Origin of the sequence: Bacillus sp. 22446 (assembly GCF_052044955.1) — a bacterium.
Taxonomy (GTDB): Bacteria; Bacillota; Bacilli; order Bacillales; family Bacillaceae; genus Bacillus; species Bacillus altitudinis.
In genome coordinates this window covers 1-20,062 of record NZ_JBQEOD010000009.1, presented here as the reverse complement: position 1 = coordinate 20,062, position 20,062 = coordinate 1, and the positions used below count along the sequence as shown (strand labels likewise).

Here is a 20,062-nt window from a genome sequence, read left to right as displayed (position 1 = left end):
TGTCGTGAGTTCTAACTTTTGAAAAGCAATGTTCATTTGACTTATGATAGTAGGAGTGAAGGAGGTCTTCGAATTGAATAAAACGATAGAAACCATCTTGAATCATCGGTCCATCCGTTCGTTTACAGATGAGCGTCTGACAGACGAAGAAGTGCTGACACTTATCAAAAGTGCGCAGGCTGCTTCGACATCAAGCTATGTACAGGCGTATAGTATCATTGGTGTAACAGATCAGGAGAAGAAGGCGAAGCTTGCTGAACTGGCTGGAAATCAGCCATACGTTGAGAAGAATGGGCATTTTTTTGTTTTTTGTGCAGACTTGAAACGCCACGACTATATCGCAAAAAAAGCAGGGAAAAACCATCAAGAAGCGCTTGAGAATACTGAAGCCTTTCTTATCAGTGTGATTGATGCGGCGCTCGCTGCGCAAAATGTCAGTGTCGCAGCAGAATCTATGGGACTTGGCATCTGCTATATCGGCGGACTGCGTAATCAGCTGAAGGAAGTATCCGAATTACTTGAAACGCCTTCCTATGTGCTGCCGCTATTCGGCTTGGCCATAGGACATCCTGCCAATCCATCATCTCAAAAGGAACGGCTGCCCGTTGAGCTGATCTACCATGAAAACACATATCAGCAAGACGAAGCTCATGTGGATCGTTATTTAAAAGAATACGATGATCGTATTTCATTATATTATGAAGAACGAACAAACGGTGAGAGAAAAGATACATGGTCTGAGCAAATGCTTCGAGGCTTTAGCCAGCCAAAACGTGCCTTCCTCGGAGATTTTGTGAAAGAGAAGGGCTTTAATCGAAAATAAATCAGGAAATCCCCCTTTCGAGTGAGAGAGGGGGATTTCTGTAAGAGGTGCGACATCATGAAATTAAGTATACTGGATCAATCTCCTTTGATTGGAGATGCGACGCCTGCTGAGGCGCTGAAGCAAACCGTCGAGCTGGCGAAGCAGGCAGAGAAATGGGGTTATCATCGATTTTGGGTATCAGAGCATCACTTTTCAAACCGGCTCGCAGGATCGAGTCCAGAGGTGCTTCTCGGTCATTTATCAGCTGTGACGTCACATATCCGTATTGGCTCAGGCGGCGTCATGCTTCCCCACTTCAGTGCCTATAAAGTAGCAGAGAACTTCAGAGTGCTCGAAGCCTTGGCTCCGGGCAGAATCGATCTTGGCATTGGACGTGCTCCTGGAGGTATGCCGATCTCCTCCATTGCCCTTCATCATGGAGAACGGAAGCGACTTGGTGATCAATACCCTGAGCAGGTAGAAGAATTAAGGGTGTATTTACATGATTTAGCCGATGAATTTTATCCGCTGCCTCACCTGACCGCTTCTCCGAAAGTAGAAACTGCTCCAGAGGTATGGATGTTAGGTTCCTCTGGAGGAAGTGCACGGCTTGCCGCAAAAGCAGGTGCAGGCTATACGTTTGCTCTTTTCATTAATGGAGAAGGCGGAGAAGACTCTGTGTCGCAGTATATCAGCCGATTTGAACCTTCGGAATTTGGTGATGAGCCGCGTGTCAGTCTTGCGGTCTTCGTTTTATGTGCAGAAACAGAGGAACAGGCAGAAAAATTGGCTGTCAGCTTAGATTTATCATTATTAGCCAATGAGCAAGGACAGAACCTTGGCGGCTTTCCTTCATTTGAACAGGCAAAGGCCTATTCCTACAGTCCATATGAACAAAAACGAGTAGCAGCCAATCGACAGAGAATGGTTGTTGGCACACCATCTTCTGTGAAGCAGCAGCTGACAGCACTCGCAAAGGTGTATCGTACAGATGAAGTGATCGCTGTGACCATCACACATCACATGCAAGACCGTCTCACATCGTATCGTTTATTAAAAGAAGCTTTTGACGCATAACGTATGTCAATTTACCGTCTGCGCAGCCAATAAAAGGGATAGAGGAGCATCATGGTGAGAATAAAGGCAGCTGTCACCGCCAAGCTAAGCGGATAAATGCAGGTGGTATAGACAGTCAGTTCACATGCTTGATGAAAAGGACGAGGCTGTTTTGCATGTAAAAAGGTAAAAAAATAAACCAAGGTGATCGTGAGAAAAAAAGCCGTCATAAAAGAAACGATCCATAGCCATATCAACATGAATTTCTCTTTCCTCCATACATGATAGAAAAGCCTTGTTGAGCTGATGGGCTCATACAAGGCTTTTTATGTGATTCTTATTTATTCAGGATAAATATCGAATGGTTCTTTCGTTTGAACCGTATCTGATTTGCCTTTCAGGCTTGCATACGCAAGCATTGTATACTCACCTGCTTCTAACTTCTGTCCTTTATTGATCGTGCCATTCCATTTCACACGATGCTCTCCTTTATCAACATGTTGATAAACTCCTGCTTCACCTAAATACTCTCCATCTGTCGAGTAGACGAGGAATGCAAGATTTTCAGCACCGCCTGGGAGATAGCTGCTAATGACATAGCTTCCAGCACGGTTATCCGGCTCTACGGAAACCGAAGTGACGCGCGGGTAATCAGGCTCTTTTACAATCAATAAAGTAGGGATTTCAGTGACCTTTCTGCCATTTTCGCGAATGGTGATACTGCCTTGGTACGTTCCTTTTTTCGTTTTTCCATAATTCACTTGTACTGCGGAAGTAAAGGACCCTGTGGAATTCCCTTTTACTGTGATTTTTTTCGTGCCGTTTGTGCTAATGCCGTTGCCATCGAACTTGTAATCAATGGTATAGGTTTTCGGTGCTTTTGACAGGTTTTCTACCTTGAACTTCTTCGTTTTGATTTGAACGCCCTTTTCTTTTAAGAAAGTGCCGTACGAATAGCTTGCATCAGATACAATAGAAGACGCTTGAAGTGATTCGATGATTCGAACGCTGCCTGTGCCCTGCGTATTGTGAGGGAACGGGTTACCATTTGGATCATACAATGTTTCTGCTGTATTCATCATTAACGCTTTAATTTGTTCCGTAGAATAGGATGGTTTTGCTTGTTTAATAATCGCTGCTACTCCGGCTACATGAGGAGATGCCATGCTTGTTCCTTGCTTCGATCCATAGCCGTATGGCTGAGAAGGATCGTGTGTCGGAATGGTGCTGACAATACTCACGCCAGGTGCTGAAAGATCTGGTTTGATCATCCACGTATCGACAACAGGTCCGCGAGATGAGAAGTCAGCGACTTGTTCACTTAACTCTTTCACAAATTGAATCGAGAAAGTTGTTGTATTGTTACCAGCCTCAATGGCTTTAACAAGTGCTGTTCCTTCCGCTTTTGACAGCTTAATCGTCGGAAGGGCTAGACCTGGTACATCCACAGGGATTTCTCCATCGGTATTGTTGTACATGACAACGCCGATCGCACCAGCAGCTTTCGCATTGTCCACTTTATCAACAAAGGCAATGGCTCCACGTTCAATCACTGCTACCTTTCCTTTGACATCGATGTTTTCAAAAGCTTTTTCGTCACCGATGCCTGCTTGGACGAGTGTGACTTGTTTTTGGTCAAGTGCTTTTAAATCATGTTCTTGATAATAGCCCATCACTTTTGCTGTTGAATAGTTCGGGAATTTCACGTTGTATAGACTGTACGGAAGCTGAGTGGCTCCGACAGAAATAGCATCTCTTGATGTCCCAGGAGATCCAACGGTCCAGCTGTTTGGCCCGCTGTTTCCGTTTGATGTCACAGCGACAACCCCTTCAGACATGGCCCAATCCAGTGCGATGCTTGTTGCATAATCAGGGTTATTCACACTGTTTCCAAGAGAAAGGTTCATGACATCGGCTCCGTCAGTGACAGCCCGGTCGATGCCTGCAAGGACATTTTCAGTTGTTCCTGATCCGCCTGGTCCAAGGACACGGTAGGCAAGAAGGGTAGCATCTTTTGCGACACCTTTAAGTTGTCCATTTGCCGCAATTGTTCCTGCGACGTGTGTACCATGATCTGTCGATTCGCCTCTAGGATCTCCTTTTGGTGTTTCTTGTGGAGAATAGTCATTATCAACAAAGTCATAGCCTTTGTATAATCCGAAGTTTCCTTTTAAATCAGGGTGGGTATAGTCTACGCCAGTATCAATGACAGCGACTTTTACTCCTTTTCCAGAGTAACCGGCATCCCAAGCTTTTGGGGCACCGATAAATGGAGCACTTTTATCCATGAGTGGAGAGACATCCTCATGAGGAAGCTGGACGCTTTTCTTTTTCACTTCATCTGTTTGATATGTAACATCCGGATAAACAGCTTTTACTCCATCAACTGCGAGCAGCTTCGGGATTTCGTTTGCAGGAAGTTTCATAGAGAAACCAGAGAAGACTTTTTCATATTCTTGACGAACACTCGCTTTATCTAACTTTTTGAGTGCTGCATTCTTTACTTTAGTTCGAGATTTTTTGAGGGAGGCTTTTGTTTGTGCTTCGCCTTCTTGCTTGGCTTCAACTAAGGATTTTTCCTTTAATTCAACAATGACAGTGGTGTGTTTTCTAGACTTAACATTGATTTCGCCGAAGATTTCTGCTTTTTCCAGTTCCACCTGTTTGTTCGATGGAGCGGCAGCAGCCTGACCTGAAAAGAATGTGGATAAGGTAAAAATAGTGGAGAACAATAGAACAGAAGAACGAGAGATTACTTTTTTCAATTAATTTTCCCCTTTCTAGCTGTGTATTTAGGGAGATAGCCTTTCTTTTTGTGGATAAATAGGAAAGATTCACTGCCCGTTATTAAGTATTCCATACGATGAAACCAATTCCTTTACTGAAATGGTCTTATTTTACATAGTCGCAAAGAACTATTTTGTTTATAAAGTCACACTTATGCACAATAATCTGTTGATAACTCAATTATTCAGATATATATATGGAAAATAAAAAAATCTCATACACAAAATCTAGTAAGAGGGTGTTGATATGTGGATAAACCCTGTTGATAAGATGTGCTTATCTTTGGGATAGTGTGTGTATAAAATTTTCAAAGAAACATTGTGGAACATGCTCATCTTCTGCACTTTTCAACAAAACTTCTGAAAACTAGTTCGTTTTTTCACCCAGATTGTGACAAACCTCTCTTTTTTCTCGGGATATGATAGGAACAGTTAATTTGCTAGAACTGCTAGATTCTAAGGAAATCGGAGGGATGTTCAGTGAAGAAATGGAAGAGTTGGTTGAGTGTATGGTTTGGTTTTGTGATGAATGTGCTTGTGAATCCTGGTGAGCTGCTGAAGAAGCAGGGGTTGAAAGTGGCAGCAGTGGATGGAGGATTCTTTCTTGCGGTGAATGAGAGAAAGCTAGAGAAACTGGCAGATGAAAAGAAGAAGAAGCGCATGATAGAAAAGCCGTTTCAAGAAAGTCTGATGATGCTTGATGAAAAGACAACGAGAGAGGCTCGTGCCGGTCCGTTCTTATCTTTACAGAAAAGTTGAAACAGGGTAAAATCCCACATAAGACACGTTATCTGTGGGAGAGGATGCCCCTTGAAGATATATAAAATATTGAATAACAATGCAGTGGTTGTAAAGGAGGGTGATCAGGAGAAAATTGTGATGGGGCCCGGAATTGCTTTTCAGAAGGGGAAAAATGACGTCGTTCCCGTTCAAAAAATAGAGAAGATTTTTGTTGTGCGTGAAGAAAATGAGAAATTCAAACAAATTCTTGCGACATTGCCAGAAGCGCATATTGAGGTGGCAGAGCATATTATTAGTTATGCAGAGGGTGAACTCATGATGCCGCTCAGTGATCATATCCACATCTCACTGACAGATCATTTATCCTTTGCCATTGAACGCGTTCAAAAAGGCATTGTGCTATATAATAAATTGCTTGGAGAGATCAAAGTCTTATATAAGCAGGAATATGATATTGGAAAGTATGCCATTCGTTATGTAAAGGAGCGGCTTGGGGTTGACCTGCCGGACGATGAGGCAGGGTATGTGGCGCTTCATATTCATACGGCCAAAATGAATACGGAGTCCATGAAGAAGACGGTCAAATACACAACGATGATCAAAGAAATGATCGAGCATATCGAAAGCGTTTTTGAGCGCTCGATTGATGAGGATAGTATTTCATATCAGCGGCTTGTGACACATTTGAGGTATGCATTAGGCAGGTTGGAATCGAATGAAGCATTTCAAATCATGGACGATGACATGCTGACTTTTATCCAAACAAAGTATGATTCGGCTTACCGGTGTGCACTTGGACTGGCTGATTTACTGAAAAAAGAATATGGACTTCATCTCCCTAAATCGGAGATCGGCTACATCACGCTGCATGTCCAGCGTCTGCAGGATGCCGAATTGGTGTAAAGGTTGTGCCTGTCCGCAGGCTTTTTTTTATGCACACTACTCTAATTAGTGTATATGGGTCATTTGATTCGAAAAAATAGGTTGACGCAGGTCACGCTCTTATACTATGATGAAAGCGTAATCAAAAATCAATATCGTGGGATTGTGACTGTCAGGCAGGCAAGACCTAAAATTTGCGTAACGAGGGGACGTGTATGTCCTTTAATCGTTAGTGAATTTTAGGTCTTTTTTGTTTTAAAAAAAGGGGGAGACAACATGGATTATCAAAAAACAGCCAAAGAATTAACAACATTATTAGGCGGCAAAGAAAATGTCATTAGCGCAACACATTGTGCCACACGACTCCGATTGGTGATGAAAGATGAGGCGTTGATTGACAAAGATGCCATTGAAGAACTTGAGGGTGTGAAGGGTGCCTTCTCAAGCTCGGGTCAATTCCAGATCATATTTGGAACAGGTTCTGTCAACAAAGTATATGAGCCTTTTGCTCGTGAGACGGGTCTTGAGGCAGACGACGAGAATCAGAAACCAGCCAGCCATGATGAAGCCGTGAAGCAAAAAATGAATCCACTTGCACGTTTTGCCAAGACGCTATCGAATATTTTTGTACCAATCATTCCAGCGATTGTAGCAAGCGGTTTATTAATGGGCCTATTAGGTATGATGAAAGCCTTCAAATGGGCTGATCCAAGCTCTGCCATCTTCCAAATGCTAGATATGTTCTCAAGTGCTGCCTTTATCATTTTACCGATTTTAATTGGGGTTAGTGCAGCCAAAGAGTTTGGTGGAAATCCATATTTAGGAGCTGTCATTGGGGGCATTATGATTCACCCGAGCTTGCTGAATCCATGGGGACTGACAGACGCAAAACCAGAATATATGCATCTATTCAACTTTGATATTGCGCTTCTTGGTTACCAAGGAACGGTCATTCCCGTGTTATTAACTGTGTATATCATGTGCGTGATTGAAAAGAACTTAAGAAAAGTTGTGCCGAACAGTATTGATTTACTTGTGACGCCGTTTGTGACGGTGATTGTGACTGGATTTGTGACGTTTATTGCTGTAGGACCGCTAGGGAGAATGCTCGGTACAGGGATCTCGAATGCACTCACTTATGTTTATGACCATGCAGGATTCTTAGCTGGACTGATTTTCGGAGGCGCTTATTCTTTAATTGTACTGACAGGTGTTCATCATAGCTTCCATGCGATTGAGGCAGGACTTCTGAATGATATTGGACGGAATTATTTGCTGCCGATCTGGGCCATGTCCAACGTCGCTCAAGGCGGAGCTGGGCTAGCGGTCTTTTTCTTAGCAAAGCGTGCAAAAACAAAAGAAATTGCATTACCAGCAGCATTTTCTGCTTTCTTAGGTATTACAGAGCCGGTCATATTCGGTGTGAATCTTCGTTATCGTAAGCCATTTATTGCTGCAATGATCGGAGGCGCATTAGGCGGGGCGTTTGTCGTCTTCACGAAGGTAGCCGCCAACGCTTATGGTTTAACAGGGATTCCGATGATTGCCATTGCAGCCCCATTCGGTTTACAAAATGTGGTAAATTATGTTATTGGTATGTTAATAGCTGTTGCTGTTTCATTTATTCTTACCATCATCTTTAAAGTCAAAGAAGTCGAAAAATAATCAAGGAGTGGTCACAGTGATGACAACAACGGACGCAGCACTTCGTCAAAAGGTAACAGATCGTATTCGAAACTATGAGCATTTGGTGAAAAAAGATGTGTACCGTCAGAACTTCCATTTAATGCCCCCAGTTGGTCTTTTAAATGACCCGAATGGATTGATTCAGTGGAAGGGAGTCTATCATGTATTTTATCAGTGGCAGCCATTTAAAACTGGACATGGGGCAAAATTCTGGGGTCACTACACATCAACCGATCTAGTGAATTGGCAGCATGAAGAGGCTGCCCTCACGCCAAGTGATTGGTTTGATCAAAATGGCTGTTATTCTGGCAGTGCAGTCATTGACGATGGTCGTATGTACGTGATGTATACCGGAAATGTCCGTGATGAGCAAGGGAACCGTGAGACATATCAATGTTTAGCTGTGTCAGAGGATGGGGTTCATTTTGAGAAAAAAGGTGTCGTGGCGACTTTGCCAGCGGGATTCACTGCACATTTTCGTGACCCGAAGGTGTGGAAGCGGAATGGAAAGTGGTACATGGTCCTTGGAGCACAAAGTGAAGATCTCAAAGGACATCTTGTCTTATTTACATCTGATACATTAGACAATTGGACGTTTCAAGGTATTATTGCAGGCAGTGGAAAGAATGGATTAGATCATTTCGGATACATGTGGGAATGTCCAGATCTGTTTGAATTAGATGGTCAGGATATATTGATCGTGTCACCACAGGGGCTGAAGCCTGATGGATTCAAATACAACAATACACATCAATCTGGTTATTTTGTTGGTACATTGGATGATCGTACCTACCAATATACGCATGGAGCGTTTGATGAGCTGGATCGTGGCTTTGACTTTTATGCACAGCAGACTTTCCAAGATGAATCGGGCAGACGCATTTTAATGGGATGGATGGGTGTACCAGATCAAGGAGAAGAGCATCACCCAACTGTCTCTTATCAATGGATCCATTGTTTGACGATTCCGAGAGAGCTTCGTTTAGATGATGAAGGACGTCTTATTCAACAGCCGGTAAGTGAACTTCGATCTATGCGGACAAATGAGCAGGAGCATGTTTTTCACGTTAAACGATCTGTTCATTCCATTCCTGTTGAAGATATGACGAGCGCAGAGGTATTCATTGATCAAATTGAAACACAAAAAGGGTTTGAATGCTGTATCCGTGCTGCTGCTCGTATCATTTATGATAAAGATGAAGGCAAACTAACGTTAGAGCGAGATCGATTTGAAGATCGAACAAAGGAAGTTCGTGCAGTAGAAATTGAGGAATTACAGGATCTGCATATCTTTATTGATGCATCATCGATTGAGATTTTTGTCAACGGAGGCCGGGAAGTATTTACTGCACGTTACTTTCCTTCCCCGGGAAATAAATCAATCTCCATCAGTGGTAGAAATGAAACGAAGCTTAAATTGAAGACGTGGCATTTGCAAAAAGAAGCAGATCATTGATCTGCTTTTTCTAGTGAGATCAGCCTGTATCTTAAAGCCTATATCATGTATATACAAGGTTGGCCTGAAGCGGTTTGATGACGTTTTACATATATGATAACAGGTTCAATTATGGTATCATTTTAAAATATATACAGCTGAGGCTGACGTTTATCCAAATGCGGTAGGACAAAAAGGGGTTGTTTACTTGAATTCAAAACAGCAGCCGACGACTAGAAAACGCTTGGAGACAATGGCAGATCATGTTGAAGATAAACGTGAAGAATATAAAGAATTGCTAATTCAAGTCCAATCTATTCTCGGTGAACCTTCTCTAGAGCAGGAAGAATTAAAAGAGAAGCTGTCAGATACGTATAAACAAATGAAAGAATATGCCTTATTTGTTGAATCCATTGAAGCCTTTATTCGAAAAATGGCGAAGGAATCCGATCAGCAAAAGTAGGTAAAAAATTATGGTGAAAGAGTGTACCTGGGTGCGGGTATGCTTTTTTTATTTAAAGATTATCTATGTCAGTTTTATTCTAAATCTTAATGTATGATGATAAATAGAAATTTGTAGATAGAATATTTAATGTATATGAGTTTTAAAAGTGCAAGAAACATTACAATGCGGAAGGATAACCATTCTTCTCAAAACGAATGTAGAGAGAACTGAAATCCATATTTTATTTAATATATGAGTAGATAGTAAAAATAATCCTAAGGTCTGTCTTAGGATTATTTTTTGAGATTCTTTTATGTATTTCTTGAACCCACTTTCAATCCAGTAAAGTGAGATCAATTATTGTATTTTGTATCTTATTGAATTGTGGAATTTATTTTTATGGCTTTAATAATAGTTTTTGATCTCCGTATATAACATTTCTTCTAGTTTTTTTTCCTCTAGTATACTAAGGACTGTTACAGCTTTTTCAGTATACTCTTCAGGTGAAGCCATATTTAAGTTTTTTAGACATATCCCTTTACGACCATAGCAGATGGCCATCTCCCTGTATGCACCATGTTTTTTACAGAGAGGGATTGCTTCTTCTAATACAACTAATGCCGACTTAAATTTATTGTATTTTATTAAAAGAAGCGAAAAATTAACTCGAATATTAATTTCAATTTTATAAGTATCTTGAAAATTCTTATATATATTAAGTCTTTTCAATGCATTCTTTGCTATATGTATAGCCGTTTCTATAGGAAATATAAAAAGTATAGAGTTTATCAGTCTAATATCAATCAGGTACCAATTTTCATGCTTAGAAAGACGTTCCCAAACAGTATCTACGTGATTGCGTGCTTGTTCAATACTACCCGTTTCATGAAGCACTATTAAAGCTGTACAAATACATTGAATATCACTGACCAATTGGTCCTCCGAATCTGATAGCAACCTTTCAGATTCTGTTATCAATTGTCTTAATTTGTTTGGATGATTGAAAGTCGTACGAAAAAAATCGTTAATAAACTTTTGCCTTCGAGTATATTGAAAATCGTTCATAATATAGTGAAACTCATCTAAAGAAACGTCTACTTTTTCCAGTAAAGCCATAAAAGATGACGCAAGTATGTCGATTCGATGTAGTTCAAACTTTGAATAAGCACTTTGTGATAGTAAACCACTAGAAACATAATGCTGAGTATATCCTTTGTTCTTTCTAATTGATCGCATAGTCCGTCCTATATTGTTAAGCAATTTTAATGTCCCCTTTCAGTCTTATTTGACTAAAATGTTATGAATGGTTCACACCATAATATAATAAATGCTGGAAATTGAAAAAAGCGTAGAGAACTATTTATAAACAGCATTACAAATATAGAGGAGGGTTGACTAAATGATAATTTGGGCTTTAATCACTACAATAGTATCTTTTATTTTAATTTTTTATTTTTGGAATGAAGATAGAAAAACATCATATGTATTCATAATGGCGACTATTTTTCTTATTTTCCTTGACCTTGGTTTAATATTTATTTGAGTATTAAAATTGTGTTCATTTTGCAGGTTGAAATAAGAATATTTGTCGTGATGATGATTTCTCGCCTAATATTAATAATTGCTTCTATAAACTTTAAAGAATACTTAGGTAATAGAGAAGTAATCGTCGATGTTGTTGTACCGAAATAAAAAATTTCTTTTGATATCAAATCAGGAGAAGTTCGACTTAAAGAGTACCAAAAATTGTCGCTTTATGTGACCTCTATGTTCTACGGAAGATATGGAAAGGTATCTTTGGTAAAGATAGTATCAAAACGAATTAAGATTGATTAAATCAAATGAATGGAACATACGGAGTTTATAAAAATAGGAGAATTCAGGAAATATCTAAGTGGAAGAACTCTTATAATGACTGAGTGGAAGGCTTGTAATACTGATATAAGTTGAACCCCAAAAATTTACTTATTACATATAGAATGCAACAAATATAAAAAGGGAGTTCAACTGTTTATGAATTGTGCAATATTAAAGGAATGACTAGTTTACACATCAATACGCTCTGTAAGTTTTATAAATTACTTTGAAATTATTTATACATATGGTTTATTGCGATAATTTTCCCCTTATTTGTCCAAACGATGTGCGGAATGTTTCGTTGGTCCGATGTATTCGTTTAGTTGGAAAGAGCCTTTAATGGCAGCTGTGATGAATTCTTTTGCTGCATAAATGGCTTCTTTCACGTCTGAGCCGTTTGCTAGTTCAGCTGTGACTGCGGCTGAGAATGTGCAGCCTGCACCGTGTGTGTATTCTGTGTCGATCTTATCTGTTTCAAGGCGTTCGAAGGTTTGTCCATCATAAAGCAAATCAATCGCTTTATCAGGGCTTAGCTTACCGCCGCCAGTGATGACCACATACTTTGCACCAAGTTCATGGATGCGTTTTGCGGCTTCTTCCATTTGTTCCAAAGTTTTGATCTCGCCAATGCCGCTTAATTGACCTGCTTCGAAAAGGTTAGGTGTGATAACTGTTGCCAGTGGCGTGAGCTTTTCGCGCAATGCTTCAGCGTGCTCTGGGTAAAGGACTTCGTTCGCACCTTTACATACCATAACAGGATCAATGACGACATTTTTCAGCTCATATGTTTTGATCGTTTCAGCTGCGAGTTCAATGACGTCAACTGTTGGCAGCATACCTGTTTTTAACGCATCTACACCGATGCCTTCCACGATCGTTGAGAGCTGCGCGCGGATTGTTGATGTATCGATTGGAAACACTTGATGATCCCAGTTGTTATGAGGATCCATTGCAACGACAACGGTTAAAGCTGTCATCCCGTAGACGTTTTTTTCTTGAAACGTTTTTAAATCTGCTTGGATACCTGCACCGCCGCTTGAATCCGAACCTGCGATGGTGAGTGCTTTATTCATAGACATAGTTGCTGAACCTCCAATGTGATGTGTAACAGTTACTGTTCTATCCCTTATTATAATCAGCTTTTCCATTTATCACAATGAAACGGCATAAAAAAGCGTTCCACTCTTCATGAAACGCCTCATTCTTTATCTTTTACAAATCACCAATTTCCCTTTTTTTAGCTCCTCTAAAAGCGTTAAGGCTAATTCTTGATCGGCGCCGGTCGACATGATTTTGGCCATCAGTTCATCATCCCTGGTGCGAATGATATTGGCGATTTGATCTAAAATCCCTTGATCGACAGCTGTCATGCTCTTTGCTTCCGTGTACTCAGTAACGGTATCAGAGCGTTCGGGGTCATACGCAAAAACAAACACATCGTCCTTTGCTGACTGTATCTGTTCGATCGTCTGTTTGGCTTCTTTACTATTCTCAACCGTGAAAAATTCCATCGTCATCACTCCTTTTCATCAAAAATTCCCATTTTCTCGATCAATCAAACCGCCTTTTATATCATGAGAAGAAAGCCGATTTATGTTTTAATGAAAAAGACGAATCTATTAAAGGAGTTAGGCCGATATGAAGATTTCTTTACTTATTGTGACACATAACCGGCTGAGCGCATTGTGTGAGCTGCTTGAATCCATCTCGAGACAAAGCGTACAGCCTTTTGAAATTGTGGTCGTAAATGATGCAGGAGAGCGAGTGGACGTGATTCAGGAACTCTATCCCGAGCTGCCAATCCGCTTGATTCATTTAGATGAGAATGTCCAGCATGTGAACGCAAGAAATGTTGGCGTGCGTGAGCTGGCAGGTGACGTCATTATGCTGAGTGATGACGATGATTATTTTACACCTTGTCATATTGAACGTATGAGCAAGGCGCTGGAAGACGCTGATTTTGTCTTTTCGGATGCGGAAATTGTTTCGTTTGAAGAACGAGGTGCGACTCGTTTTCCAGTATCAAGACGTTTGTTTGCTTATACAGCGGACATTGAGGACATGCGTGTTTTTTCTACATATGTTCCTTCTGGCAGTATGTACAAACGCCGCATACATGATGAGATTGGCTATTTTGATCCAGTGATGCATCACTACTGGGACTGGGACTTTTTCCTGCGTGTTACGCAGCATGCACGAGCCAAACGAGTGCCAGCTGCCAGTGTGATCTATGCGTTCTTTGATGGTGGGGGCAATCAGTCGAGTGATCTTGGTGAAACAAGGAAGAACTATTTAGATGATCTGAGTGAAAAGCATGGGCTCGGTGATTTGCCGACAGCGAACTTTGCTGTCCTATTAGAAGAACCAGCGATGAAAAAACGAGAATCAGAGAGTGAGATTGTATGGGATGGAAAACCGATGATCTCAAGATTGGCACAGCAGACAGAAGGAGGACAACCGCAATGAAGCCATTTTTAAATGATAGCTGGTGGGCTGTGATGAAAAGTGAATTTGAACAGCCGTATTATCAGGAATTACGTGAGTGGGTAAAGGAAGAATATCGTACGCAGATCGTGTTTCCAAAGCCAGATGACATTTATCGTGCCCTGCATTTGACGTCGTATGAAGATGTGAAGGTCGTGATTTTGGGACAAGACCCTTATCATGGCCCAGGACAGGCACACGGATTAAGCTTTTCTGTTCAGCCTGGTGTCAAACATCCGCCATCTTTGAGAAATATTTTTCAGGAGCTAAAGGATGACCTCGGCTGTCCGGTCCCTAACCATGGCTCGCTTGTCAGCTGGGCAGAGCAGGGTGTCTTGCTGTTAAACACCGTGCTCACTGTAAGAAAAGGGGAAGCGAACTCGCATAAAGGCAAAGGCTGGGAACGTGTGACAGACCGCGTCATCGACGTCCTGAATGACCGAGATCAGCCAGTCGTTTTTGTGCTTTGGGGCAGACATGCGCAAAATAAAAAAGAACGCATTGATCAAAGCAAGCATTACATCATTGAGTCACCTCATCCAAGTCCTTTTTCTGCAAGAAACGGCTTTTTTGGCAGCCGTCCGTTCTCAAAAGTAAACGCCTATTTAAAGCAAATGGGGATCGATGAAATCAACTGGTGTATCATGGACATTGAATCAAAATAGGACGAGGGAAAATCCCTTCGTCCTGTTTATTTTAAAAATTTGCGGACAATGTCGAGTCCGTTTTTCGCATTTGGATAGCGGAAAGAAAAATCAAAGCGATTGGTCTGGCGCAGGACGCTTTTTTCATGCGTAAAGGTGAAAAAGCTTTCTTTTCCATGATATCGTCCGATACCACTTTCACCAACGCCTCCAAATGGTAAATATGGAGTGGCGACATGCATCAGCGTATCATTGATGCAACCCCCGCCAAATGAGAGGTTGTCTAGAATATAGGCTTCTGTTTCTTTATTTGTTGTAAATAAGTAAAGAGCGAGCGGCTTTGGTCTTGCCTTAATCATGTCAGCTGCCTCTTGAAGAGAACCAAATGTGATGACAGGCAAAATAGGTCCGAAAATTTCCTCCTGCATCACAGGATCTTCCCATGTAATATGATCTAAAATGGTCGGTGCGATTTTGAGCTCTTGTTCATTGCGCTGTCCACCTGTCACCATCGTGCCATTTGAGAGAAATTGTGAAAGTCGATCAAAATGACGCTGGCTGACATTTTTTCCGAAATGCGGATTTGTTTCAGGCTGGTCCCCGTAAAAGTCTCGGATACAGGTCGTCATTTCACGCAATAGTTCTTCTTTGATCGATTCATGAACAAGTAAATAGTCTGGTGCAATACATGTTTGACCAGCATTTGTGAATTTACCAAAGGTGATTCGTTTCGCAGCGAGTTTGATGTCTGCATCAGGCATGACAATGCATGGACTTTTTCCGCCGAGCTCAAGTGTGACAGGTGTGAGATGTTTTGCGGCCGCTTCCATGACGACTTTGCCGACGGCTACACTCCCAGTAAAGAAAATATAATCAAAAGGCAGTTTCAGAAGCTCTGTGCTGACATCCACACCGCCTTCAACGACCGCTGCAAGATCTTCTTGAAACACGCTTTCCACAATCGTGCCAATCACGTTTGAGACGTGCGGCGTTAATTCTGACGGTTTTAAAGTAACGGCATTTCCCGCAGAAATGGCTCCAACTAATGGCGAAAGGGCCAATTGGAAAGGATAGTTCCAAGGGGCAATAATTAGAACACTTCCGTACGGTTCCTTAATGATCATACTTTTTGATCCGATATGGGTCAGAGGTGTTTTCGCGCGAGATGGTTTGGCCCATTTGTGAAGATGTTTGACGGTATGATTGATCTCTTCATATACCATGCCAATTTCTGTTGTATAGGCTTCCTGTTCGGATTTATGTAAATCATGGGCTAAGGCTTGTAATATGTCCTTTTCATGATGTTTAATGGCTTTTTTTAAATCGTTAAGAAGACGGATTCGATCTTGAACCGCTGGTGTTTGCACGTTTTTTTGTTTGTGAATGAGTTCAGTGAGTTTGTTCATCTTTCAGTCCTTTCAAAGACGATATTGTTTCTTTTTTATTATGTGTGAATCTTGGGTAAGGGTCAAATCAGATGAACAGAAGCACACAGCTTTGAAAAAATGAACCCATTCGGTTTGTTCATTTGGTAAAATAATGTTGGAAAACGAATTTTTTAGATTGGAGGGTCTACCCTTGAATATTCATATATCAAGTCTGCTTCAAAAAATGGAGGAAGCCATTCAAAAAGCAAAACAAAGTGGAAATGATGAAGAGGTGAAACGTCAAGCGGCGGTCATTTCTTCACTATGTGATGTCATTCTCGACACATCATCACAGGTGCAAATGCCGCAGTCTTCGGTTATTTCACCACCTCCATCTATACAGACACCATCTGCACCGGCTGTGTCTACGGATCAAGCCATGCTAGAGAAATTGATGGGCACTAGCGGTGCAAAGAAATTTCAGCATAAAGAAGAGGGTCAACAAGAGAAAGATGGCAACGGTGACTCTATTTTTGATTTTTAATGGTCTTGTCACGACAAAGGGAAGGTGATCGGGTTGAAACTATTTTTGGGCGCCATTCAGTGGATGGCATTTTTTATCGCAGCTTCTATTGCTGTGCCGATTGCGATTGCACAAGCATTTGAATTAAATCAAGTGCAGTCGGCGGAACTGATTCAGAGTACATTCTTTTCACTTGGACTTGTGGCGATGGTGCAGTGTTTATGCGGTCATATGCTGCCGATCAATGAAAGTCCAGCAGGGCTGTGGTGGGGGGTATATACCCTTTATGCAGGCATGACAGGGACGATTTTTGCTACATATCCTGAAACCTTGCAAGCGTTACAAGGGGCGTTAATTTTTAGTGCTGCGTTCTTTTTTATTTTTAGTCTTTTTAAAATCATTAATTGGCTTGCGTCTTTATTTACGCCGGTTGTCACAGGTATTTATTTGCTGCTGCTTGTTGTGCAGTTAAGTCAGCCAATCATGAAAGGGCTGATGGGGATCGGCTATCGGGGAAATCAGGTAGATGGGCTTGTCTTTTGTCTATCGATCTTGATTATTGTCATCACCTTCATGATCAGCCGCTCAAAATGGCATTATTTAAGACAGTTTTCTGTGTTATTTGCACTTGCAGGCGGCTGGCTGTTATTTGCTTTACTCGGACTAGCGAAGCCTGTTCGCATTCCTGAGCAGATCATTGAGTTTCCAAAACTGTTTCCGTTTGGCATGCCGGTCTTTGACAGTGGACTGCTTGTCACGTCCTTTTTTATTACGATCTTACTCATTGTGAATATGCTGGCAAGTATTCGAATTGTGGAAAGTTCCGTCAAGGCATTTGGTGAACTGCGTGAGCGAAAACGAGCTAGACCGGCTGGTTTTGTCGCCGCATTTGGTCATTTGCTAAGCGGACTGATTGGAGCGATTGCGCCTGTTCCTATTTCAGGGGCAGCGGGCTTTATACAAACAACCAAAATTCCATCGAGAAAGCCATTTTTTATTGGCAGTCTGCTCATTGTCCTCATTAGTTTATTTCCATTATTGATGAGCTTTTTCTCTGCATTGCCTTCTCCTGTGGGGCTGGCTGTGAACTTTGTGGTGTTCTCTTCTATGATTGGGATTGCTATGTCTGAATTCGATCAGTATGAAAAAGAAGACATCCCGCGCATTCGATTTGTGCTTGGCATCGCTGTTTTAGCAGGTGTGGGCGCAATGTTTGTGCCGCAGGGGGCATTGAAAGGCATGCATCCTGTGCTGATTTCTTTATTGAGCAATGGTCTTGTGCTTGGCACACTGATTGCGATTGTGGTCGATCAAGTGCTACTGCGAAAGAAGAAGAAATCCGACAATCTCGTGTCAGCATCATAGGAAAGTTGAATGTTGGATAAGACCCGCGCTATGATAAACATAATTGATGAGATAAGGAGAATGACGAATGAAACTATTTTTCATATTAGGTGCCATTAACGCCATGCTTGCGGTTGGTCTTGGAGCCTTCGGTGCACATGGACTGGAAGGGAAAATTCCTGAAAAGTATATTGAGATATGGAATAAAGGGGTTCAATATCAGATGTTCCATGCCATTGGCCTATTTATTGTCGCCTTTCTGGCAGATAAGCTGTCAGGTGTTTCTCTAGTGCCGACCGCTGGCTGGGTGATGCTGGCAGGCATTCTTTTCTTCTCAGGAAGCCTTTATGTGCTTGCCTTGACTCAGGTGAAGATTCTAGGTGCCATTACACCAATTGGCGGAGTGGCATTTATCGCTTCTTGGATCATGCTAGTGATTGCAGCAGCAAAAAATTTATAAGCTAGGAAAACCGATGCTCTCATAGGGGCATCGGTTTTTTTCTTAACTCCAATAAGGAGAATAGTTCGGAGGTGCTTGATAATAAGGTACATAGTGGGAAGGGGGGACAGGGTGCGTTTGTGTCTCTTCCTCCCGGTGGCAGAAAGGTCCGATAAACACACCAGGTTTCACAGGCTGCGTCGCCTGCTTCCACTGCGTTTCGTTCATGCAATAAGTATGTGCCATGATGTGTGAAGGCGTGAGGGTTAGAAGGTCTGAACCTAAGATGACTTCTGGCGTCGATGCGTTAAAAATGGCTAACAAATGGGTTTTGTCCTGTAAGGCGACTTCATAATGCCACCAGCCTTGTGGCACATTGGCTACCTGCCCAGGGGTAATGGTGTAGGTGGACAGCTTTTTTGTAAAAGGGTTCAACATGGATACAGCAGCAGAGCCGGCGATACAATAAACAAGCTCGGCAGCATTTTGATGATAATGAGGCTCTACTACTTTGCTTTTACTCAAATATATATCCAGCAGAGATACTTGATCGAGCGAATTTAATTGTTTTTTTCCTAAAACATTAATCAGGTTGTGTTGGTCATATTTCACAAGGGGGCTTTGGTTCAGATCAAATGAATATTTGACATTCGGCGATGTATAATCCAGCTCAACAGTCATTGATGTCACCTCTAGGCGTTTAATAAAAACTACTAGGCATCTTATGAGCCTTCCCCCGAAGGTGTGTCAAAAACCTAGACAAAAGAAAAAAGCAAGGGCGTCTGCACCTTGCTGCTGATATGACCTTGAGGTTATCTCGGAGAATACGTAGACATCGAGTATGGATAGTCATATTGAATTTCCCCATCAAACGTAATGTAATCAAGGTAGATTGTTAACAATAAGTATCGTGTCCCAGTTTTGTTATCACTAATGATAATGTGATCACGTCCTGCGGCCTCAATGACCCCTCTAAAAATCTTAGAGTTCCATTCTTTACTTGCCTCAAACGTCATATAGATCGTGGCTACTTTGCCGCGGTTTAATCGCAAAATATTTTCAATATAGGACTGCTCAAGCGGCAGCTGACCGGTGACGTTCTGCTGATAAATCGGTCCCGAAGGAATTTGATAGGGCTGCCCGCCACTTTGCCCACCTTGGCCTCCTTGTGAAGTACCAGTAGACGGCATTGGCGAATACCCCTGCTGCATTTGACCCTGCGTTTGGGGAGGGACTGAATAACCCATCTGCTGCGCAGGATACGGATTTGCTCCATATTGTTGCTGGCGAAAATCTTGACCTTCGAAACCCGAACCTTGCCCAAATTGATTTTTCAATTTCATAACGTTCCTCCTCTTTCCTCATGGTGTTCTAAACAGAAGGCAGAAAAGCGCCTGTTGTTTCCATAGCATTCTTTTTCTCTTTCACACTATGAGACAGGAAGAGAGAATATGTACATTGAACGAAAAAAAGGAACTGCTTTGTGCAGTTCCTCAGCGTGTAGACAAACCCTCGCATTCGGTGTCAGTCCTGCGCTTCGGTGCTCACGAATGTCAAATTCGCTCCGC

General features: G+C 41.8%; 20 protein-coding genes. 12 read left to right on the top strand and 8 right to left on the bottom strand.

Annotation, left to right across the window (positions count from 1 at the left end; genetic code table 11):
• The first annotated feature begins 73 nt into the window (after positions 1-73).
• Positions 74-823, top strand: coding sequence for an oxygen-insensitive NADPH nitroreductase (gene nfsA, locus ACTJJD_RS15405; RefSeq protein ID WP_060832746.1), 750 nt, complete (start codon positions 74-76; stop codon positions 821-823).
• A gap of 54 nt (positions 824-877) precedes the next feature.
• Positions 878-1,882: an LLM class flavin-dependent oxidoreductase gene (locus ACTJJD_RS15400; protein WP_440608637.1), complete on the top strand. Its 1,005-nt coding sequence runs from the start codon at positions 878-880 to the stop codon at positions 1,880-1,882.
• Between the two features lie 11 nt (positions 1,883-1,893).
• On the opposite strand, the gene ACTJJD_RS15395 is transcribed toward ACTJJD_RS15400, so the two are convergent.
• A complete protein-coding gene (locus ACTJJD_RS15395) occupies positions 1,894-2,121 on the bottom strand; it encodes a hypothetical protein (protein WP_017360133.1) in 228 nt (75 codons plus the stop codon).
• Positions 2,122-2,202: 81 nt separating this feature from the next.
• The gene (locus ACTJJD_RS15390) at positions 2,203-4,626 is read right to left on the bottom strand and encodes a S8 family serine peptidase (protein ID WP_440608614.1); all 2,424 of its coding nucleotides are present in this window, start codon (positions 4,624-4,626) and stop codon (positions 2,203-2,205) included.
• 501 nt (positions 4,627-5,127) lie between these two features.
• On the opposite strand from ACTJJD_RS15390, the gene ACTJJD_RS15385 reads away from it, so the two are divergent.
• From ACTJJD_RS15385 to ACTJJD_RS15365, 5 genes are all read left to right on the top strand, one after another.
• Positions 5,128-5,406, top strand: a complete 279-nt coding sequence (locus ACTJJD_RS15385; protein WP_440608613.1) for a hypothetical protein — start codon at positions 5,128-5,130, stop codon at positions 5,404-5,406.
• Positions 5,407-5,457: 51 nt separating this feature from the next.
• Entirely contained in the window at positions 5,458-6,291 is an 834-nt protein-coding gene (locus tag ACTJJD_RS15380) for a PRD domain-containing protein (RefSeq protein WP_008345476.1), read from the top strand.
• A 255-nt stretch (positions 6,292-6,546) separates the two neighbouring features.
• The gene (locus ACTJJD_RS15375) at positions 6,547-7,935 is read left to right on the top strand and encodes a sucrose-specific PTS transporter subunit IIBC (protein ID WP_007497804.1); all 1,389 of its coding nucleotides are present in this window, start codon (positions 6,547-6,549) and stop codon (positions 7,933-7,935) included.
• Positions 7,936-7,954: 19 nt separating this feature from the next.
• Complete coding sequence (locus tag ACTJJD_RS15370) at positions 7,955-9,412, top strand: sucrose-6-phosphate hydrolase (protein WP_440600187.1); 1,458 nt, start codon at positions 7,955-7,957, stop codon at positions 9,410-9,412.
• A gap of 187 nt (positions 9,413-9,599) precedes the next feature.
• Entirely contained in the window at positions 9,600-9,854 is a 255-nt protein-coding gene (locus ACTJJD_RS15365; RefSeq protein WP_008359596.1) for a hypothetical protein, read from the top strand.
• Positions 9,855-10,241: 387 nt separating this feature from the next.
• Here ACTJJD_RS15365 and ACTJJD_RS15360 read toward each other — a convergent pair whose 3' ends face one another.
• The 3 genes from ACTJJD_RS15360 to ACTJJD_RS15350 all read right to left on the bottom strand — a co-directional run bounded on the left by ACTJJD_RS15360 (position 10,242) and on the right by ACTJJD_RS15350 (position 13,204).
• Positions 10,242-11,096 carry a hypothetical protein gene (locus tag ACTJJD_RS15360; RefSeq protein ID WP_440600166.1) on the bottom strand — a complete coding sequence of 285 codons (855 nt, stop codon included), beginning with the start codon at positions 11,094-11,096 and terminating at the stop codon, positions 10,242-10,244.
• Between the two features lie 866 nt (positions 11,097-11,962).
• Positions 11,963-12,772 (bottom strand): bifunctional hydroxymethylpyrimidine kinase/phosphomethylpyrimidine kinase, encoded by an 810-nt coding sequence (locus ACTJJD_RS15355; protein ID WP_060832744.1) that lies wholly within the window; start codon positions 12,770-12,772, stop codon positions 11,963-11,965.
• Between the two features lie 126 nt (positions 12,773-12,898).
• Positions 12,899-13,204 (bottom strand): general stress protein, encoded by a 306-nt coding sequence (locus tag ACTJJD_RS15350; RefSeq protein ID WP_017360126.1) that lies wholly within the window; start codon positions 13,202-13,204, stop codon positions 12,899-12,901.
• 127 nt (positions 13,205-13,331) lie between these two features.
• Here ACTJJD_RS15350 and ACTJJD_RS15345 point away from each other — a divergent pair, with 127 nt between their 5' ends.
• Entirely contained in the window at positions 13,332-14,159 is an 828-nt protein-coding gene (locus tag ACTJJD_RS15345; protein ID WP_440608612.1) for a glycosyltransferase family 2 protein, read from the top strand.
• On the top strand, positions 14,156-14,842 hold the full coding sequence (locus ACTJJD_RS15340; RefSeq protein WP_440608611.1) for a uracil-DNA glycosylase: 687 nt from the start codon (positions 14,156-14,158) through the stop codon (positions 14,840-14,842). The genes ACTJJD_RS15345 and ACTJJD_RS15340 overlap by 4 nt, the downstream gene beginning before the upstream one ends.
• Before the next feature lie 26 nt (positions 14,843-14,868).
• On the opposite strand, the gene ACTJJD_RS15335 is transcribed toward ACTJJD_RS15340, so the two are convergent.
• Positions 14,869-16,227: an aldehyde dehydrogenase gene (locus ACTJJD_RS15335; protein ID WP_432414310.1), complete on the bottom strand. Its 1,359-nt coding sequence runs from the start codon at positions 16,225-16,227 to the stop codon at positions 14,869-14,871.
• A 172-nt stretch (positions 16,228-16,399) separates the two neighbouring features.
• On the opposite strand from ACTJJD_RS15335, the gene ACTJJD_RS15330 reads away from it, so the two are divergent.
• The 3 genes from ACTJJD_RS15330 (at position 16,400) to ACTJJD_RS15320 (ending at position 18,515) form a co-directional block, all read left to right on the top strand.
• Positions 16,400-16,732, top strand: coding sequence for a YwdI family protein (locus tag ACTJJD_RS15330; protein ID WP_008343634.1), 333 nt, complete (start codon positions 16,400-16,402; stop codon positions 16,730-16,732).
• A 33-nt stretch (positions 16,733-16,765) separates the two neighbouring features.
• Positions 16,766-18,076 (top strand): purine/pyrimidine permease, encoded by a 1,311-nt coding sequence (locus tag ACTJJD_RS15325; protein WP_041507947.1) that lies wholly within the window; start codon positions 16,766-16,768, stop codon positions 18,074-18,076.
• Positions 18,077-18,143: 67 nt separating this feature from the next.
• Positions 18,144-18,515, top strand: coding sequence for a DUF423 domain-containing protein (locus ACTJJD_RS15320; protein ID WP_003215282.1), 372 nt, complete (start codon positions 18,144-18,146; stop codon positions 18,513-18,515).
• 42 nt (positions 18,516-18,557) lie between these two features.
• Here ACTJJD_RS15320 and ACTJJD_RS15315 read toward each other — a convergent pair whose 3' ends face one another.
• Together ACTJJD_RS15315 and gerQ are read right to left on the bottom strand one after the other, a co-directional pair.
• On the bottom strand, positions 18,558-19,175 hold the full coding sequence (locus ACTJJD_RS15315) for a cupin domain-containing protein (protein WP_019743221.1): 618 nt from the start codon (positions 19,173-19,175) through the stop codon (positions 18,558-18,560).
• Between the two features lie 131 nt (positions 19,176-19,306).
• Positions 19,307-19,837, bottom strand: coding sequence for a spore coat protein GerQ (gene gerQ, locus ACTJJD_RS15310; protein ID WP_173408391.1), 531 nt, complete (start codon positions 19,835-19,837; stop codon positions 19,307-19,309).
• Between the last annotated feature and the right edge of the window lie 225 nt (positions 19,838-20,062).

Bases quoted from the DNA above. Each gene is read 5' to 3' on its own strand.
- ACTJJD_RS15395 (WP_017360133.1), bottom strand. From the start codon at position 2,121: ATGTTGATATGGCTATGGATCGTTTCTTTTATGACGGCTTTTTTTCTC.
- ACTJJD_RS15375 (WP_007497804.1), top strand. From the start codon at position 6,547: ATGGATTATCAAAAAACAGCCAAAGAATTAACAACATTATTAGGCGGC.
- ACTJJD_RS15370 (WP_440600187.1), top strand. From the start codon at position 7,955: ATGACAACAACGGACGCAGCACTTCGTCAAAAGGTAACAGATCGTATT.
- ACTJJD_RS15355 (WP_060832744.1), bottom strand. From the start codon at position 12,772: ATGTCTATGAATAAAGCACTCACCATCGCAGGTTCGGATTCAAGCGGC.
- ACTJJD_RS15350 (WP_017360126.1), bottom strand. From the start codon at position 13,204: ATGGAATTTTTCACGGTTGAGAATAGTAAAGAAGCCAAACAGACGATC.
- ACTJJD_RS15345 (WP_440608612.1), top strand. From the start codon at position 13,332: ATGAAGATTTCTTTACTTATTGTGACACATAACCGGCTGAGCGCATTG.
- ACTJJD_RS15340 (WP_440608611.1), top strand. From the start codon at position 14,156: ATGAAGCCATTTTTAAATGATAGCTGGTGGGCTGTGATGAAAAGTGAA.
- ACTJJD_RS15335 (WP_432414310.1), bottom strand. From the start codon at position 16,227: ATGAACAAACTCACTGAACTCATTCACAAACAAAAAAACGTGCAAACA.
- ACTJJD_RS15320 (WP_003215282.1), top strand. From the start codon at position 18,144: ATGAAACTATTTTTCATATTAGGTGCCATTAACGCCATGCTTGCGGTT.
- ACTJJD_RS15315 (WP_019743221.1), bottom strand. From the start codon at position 19,175: ATGACTGTTGAGCTGGATTATACATCGCCGAATGTCAAATATTCATTT.
- gerQ (WP_173408391.1), bottom strand. From the start codon at position 19,837: ATGAAATTGAAAAATCAATTTGGGCAAGGTTCGGGTTTCGAAGGTCAA.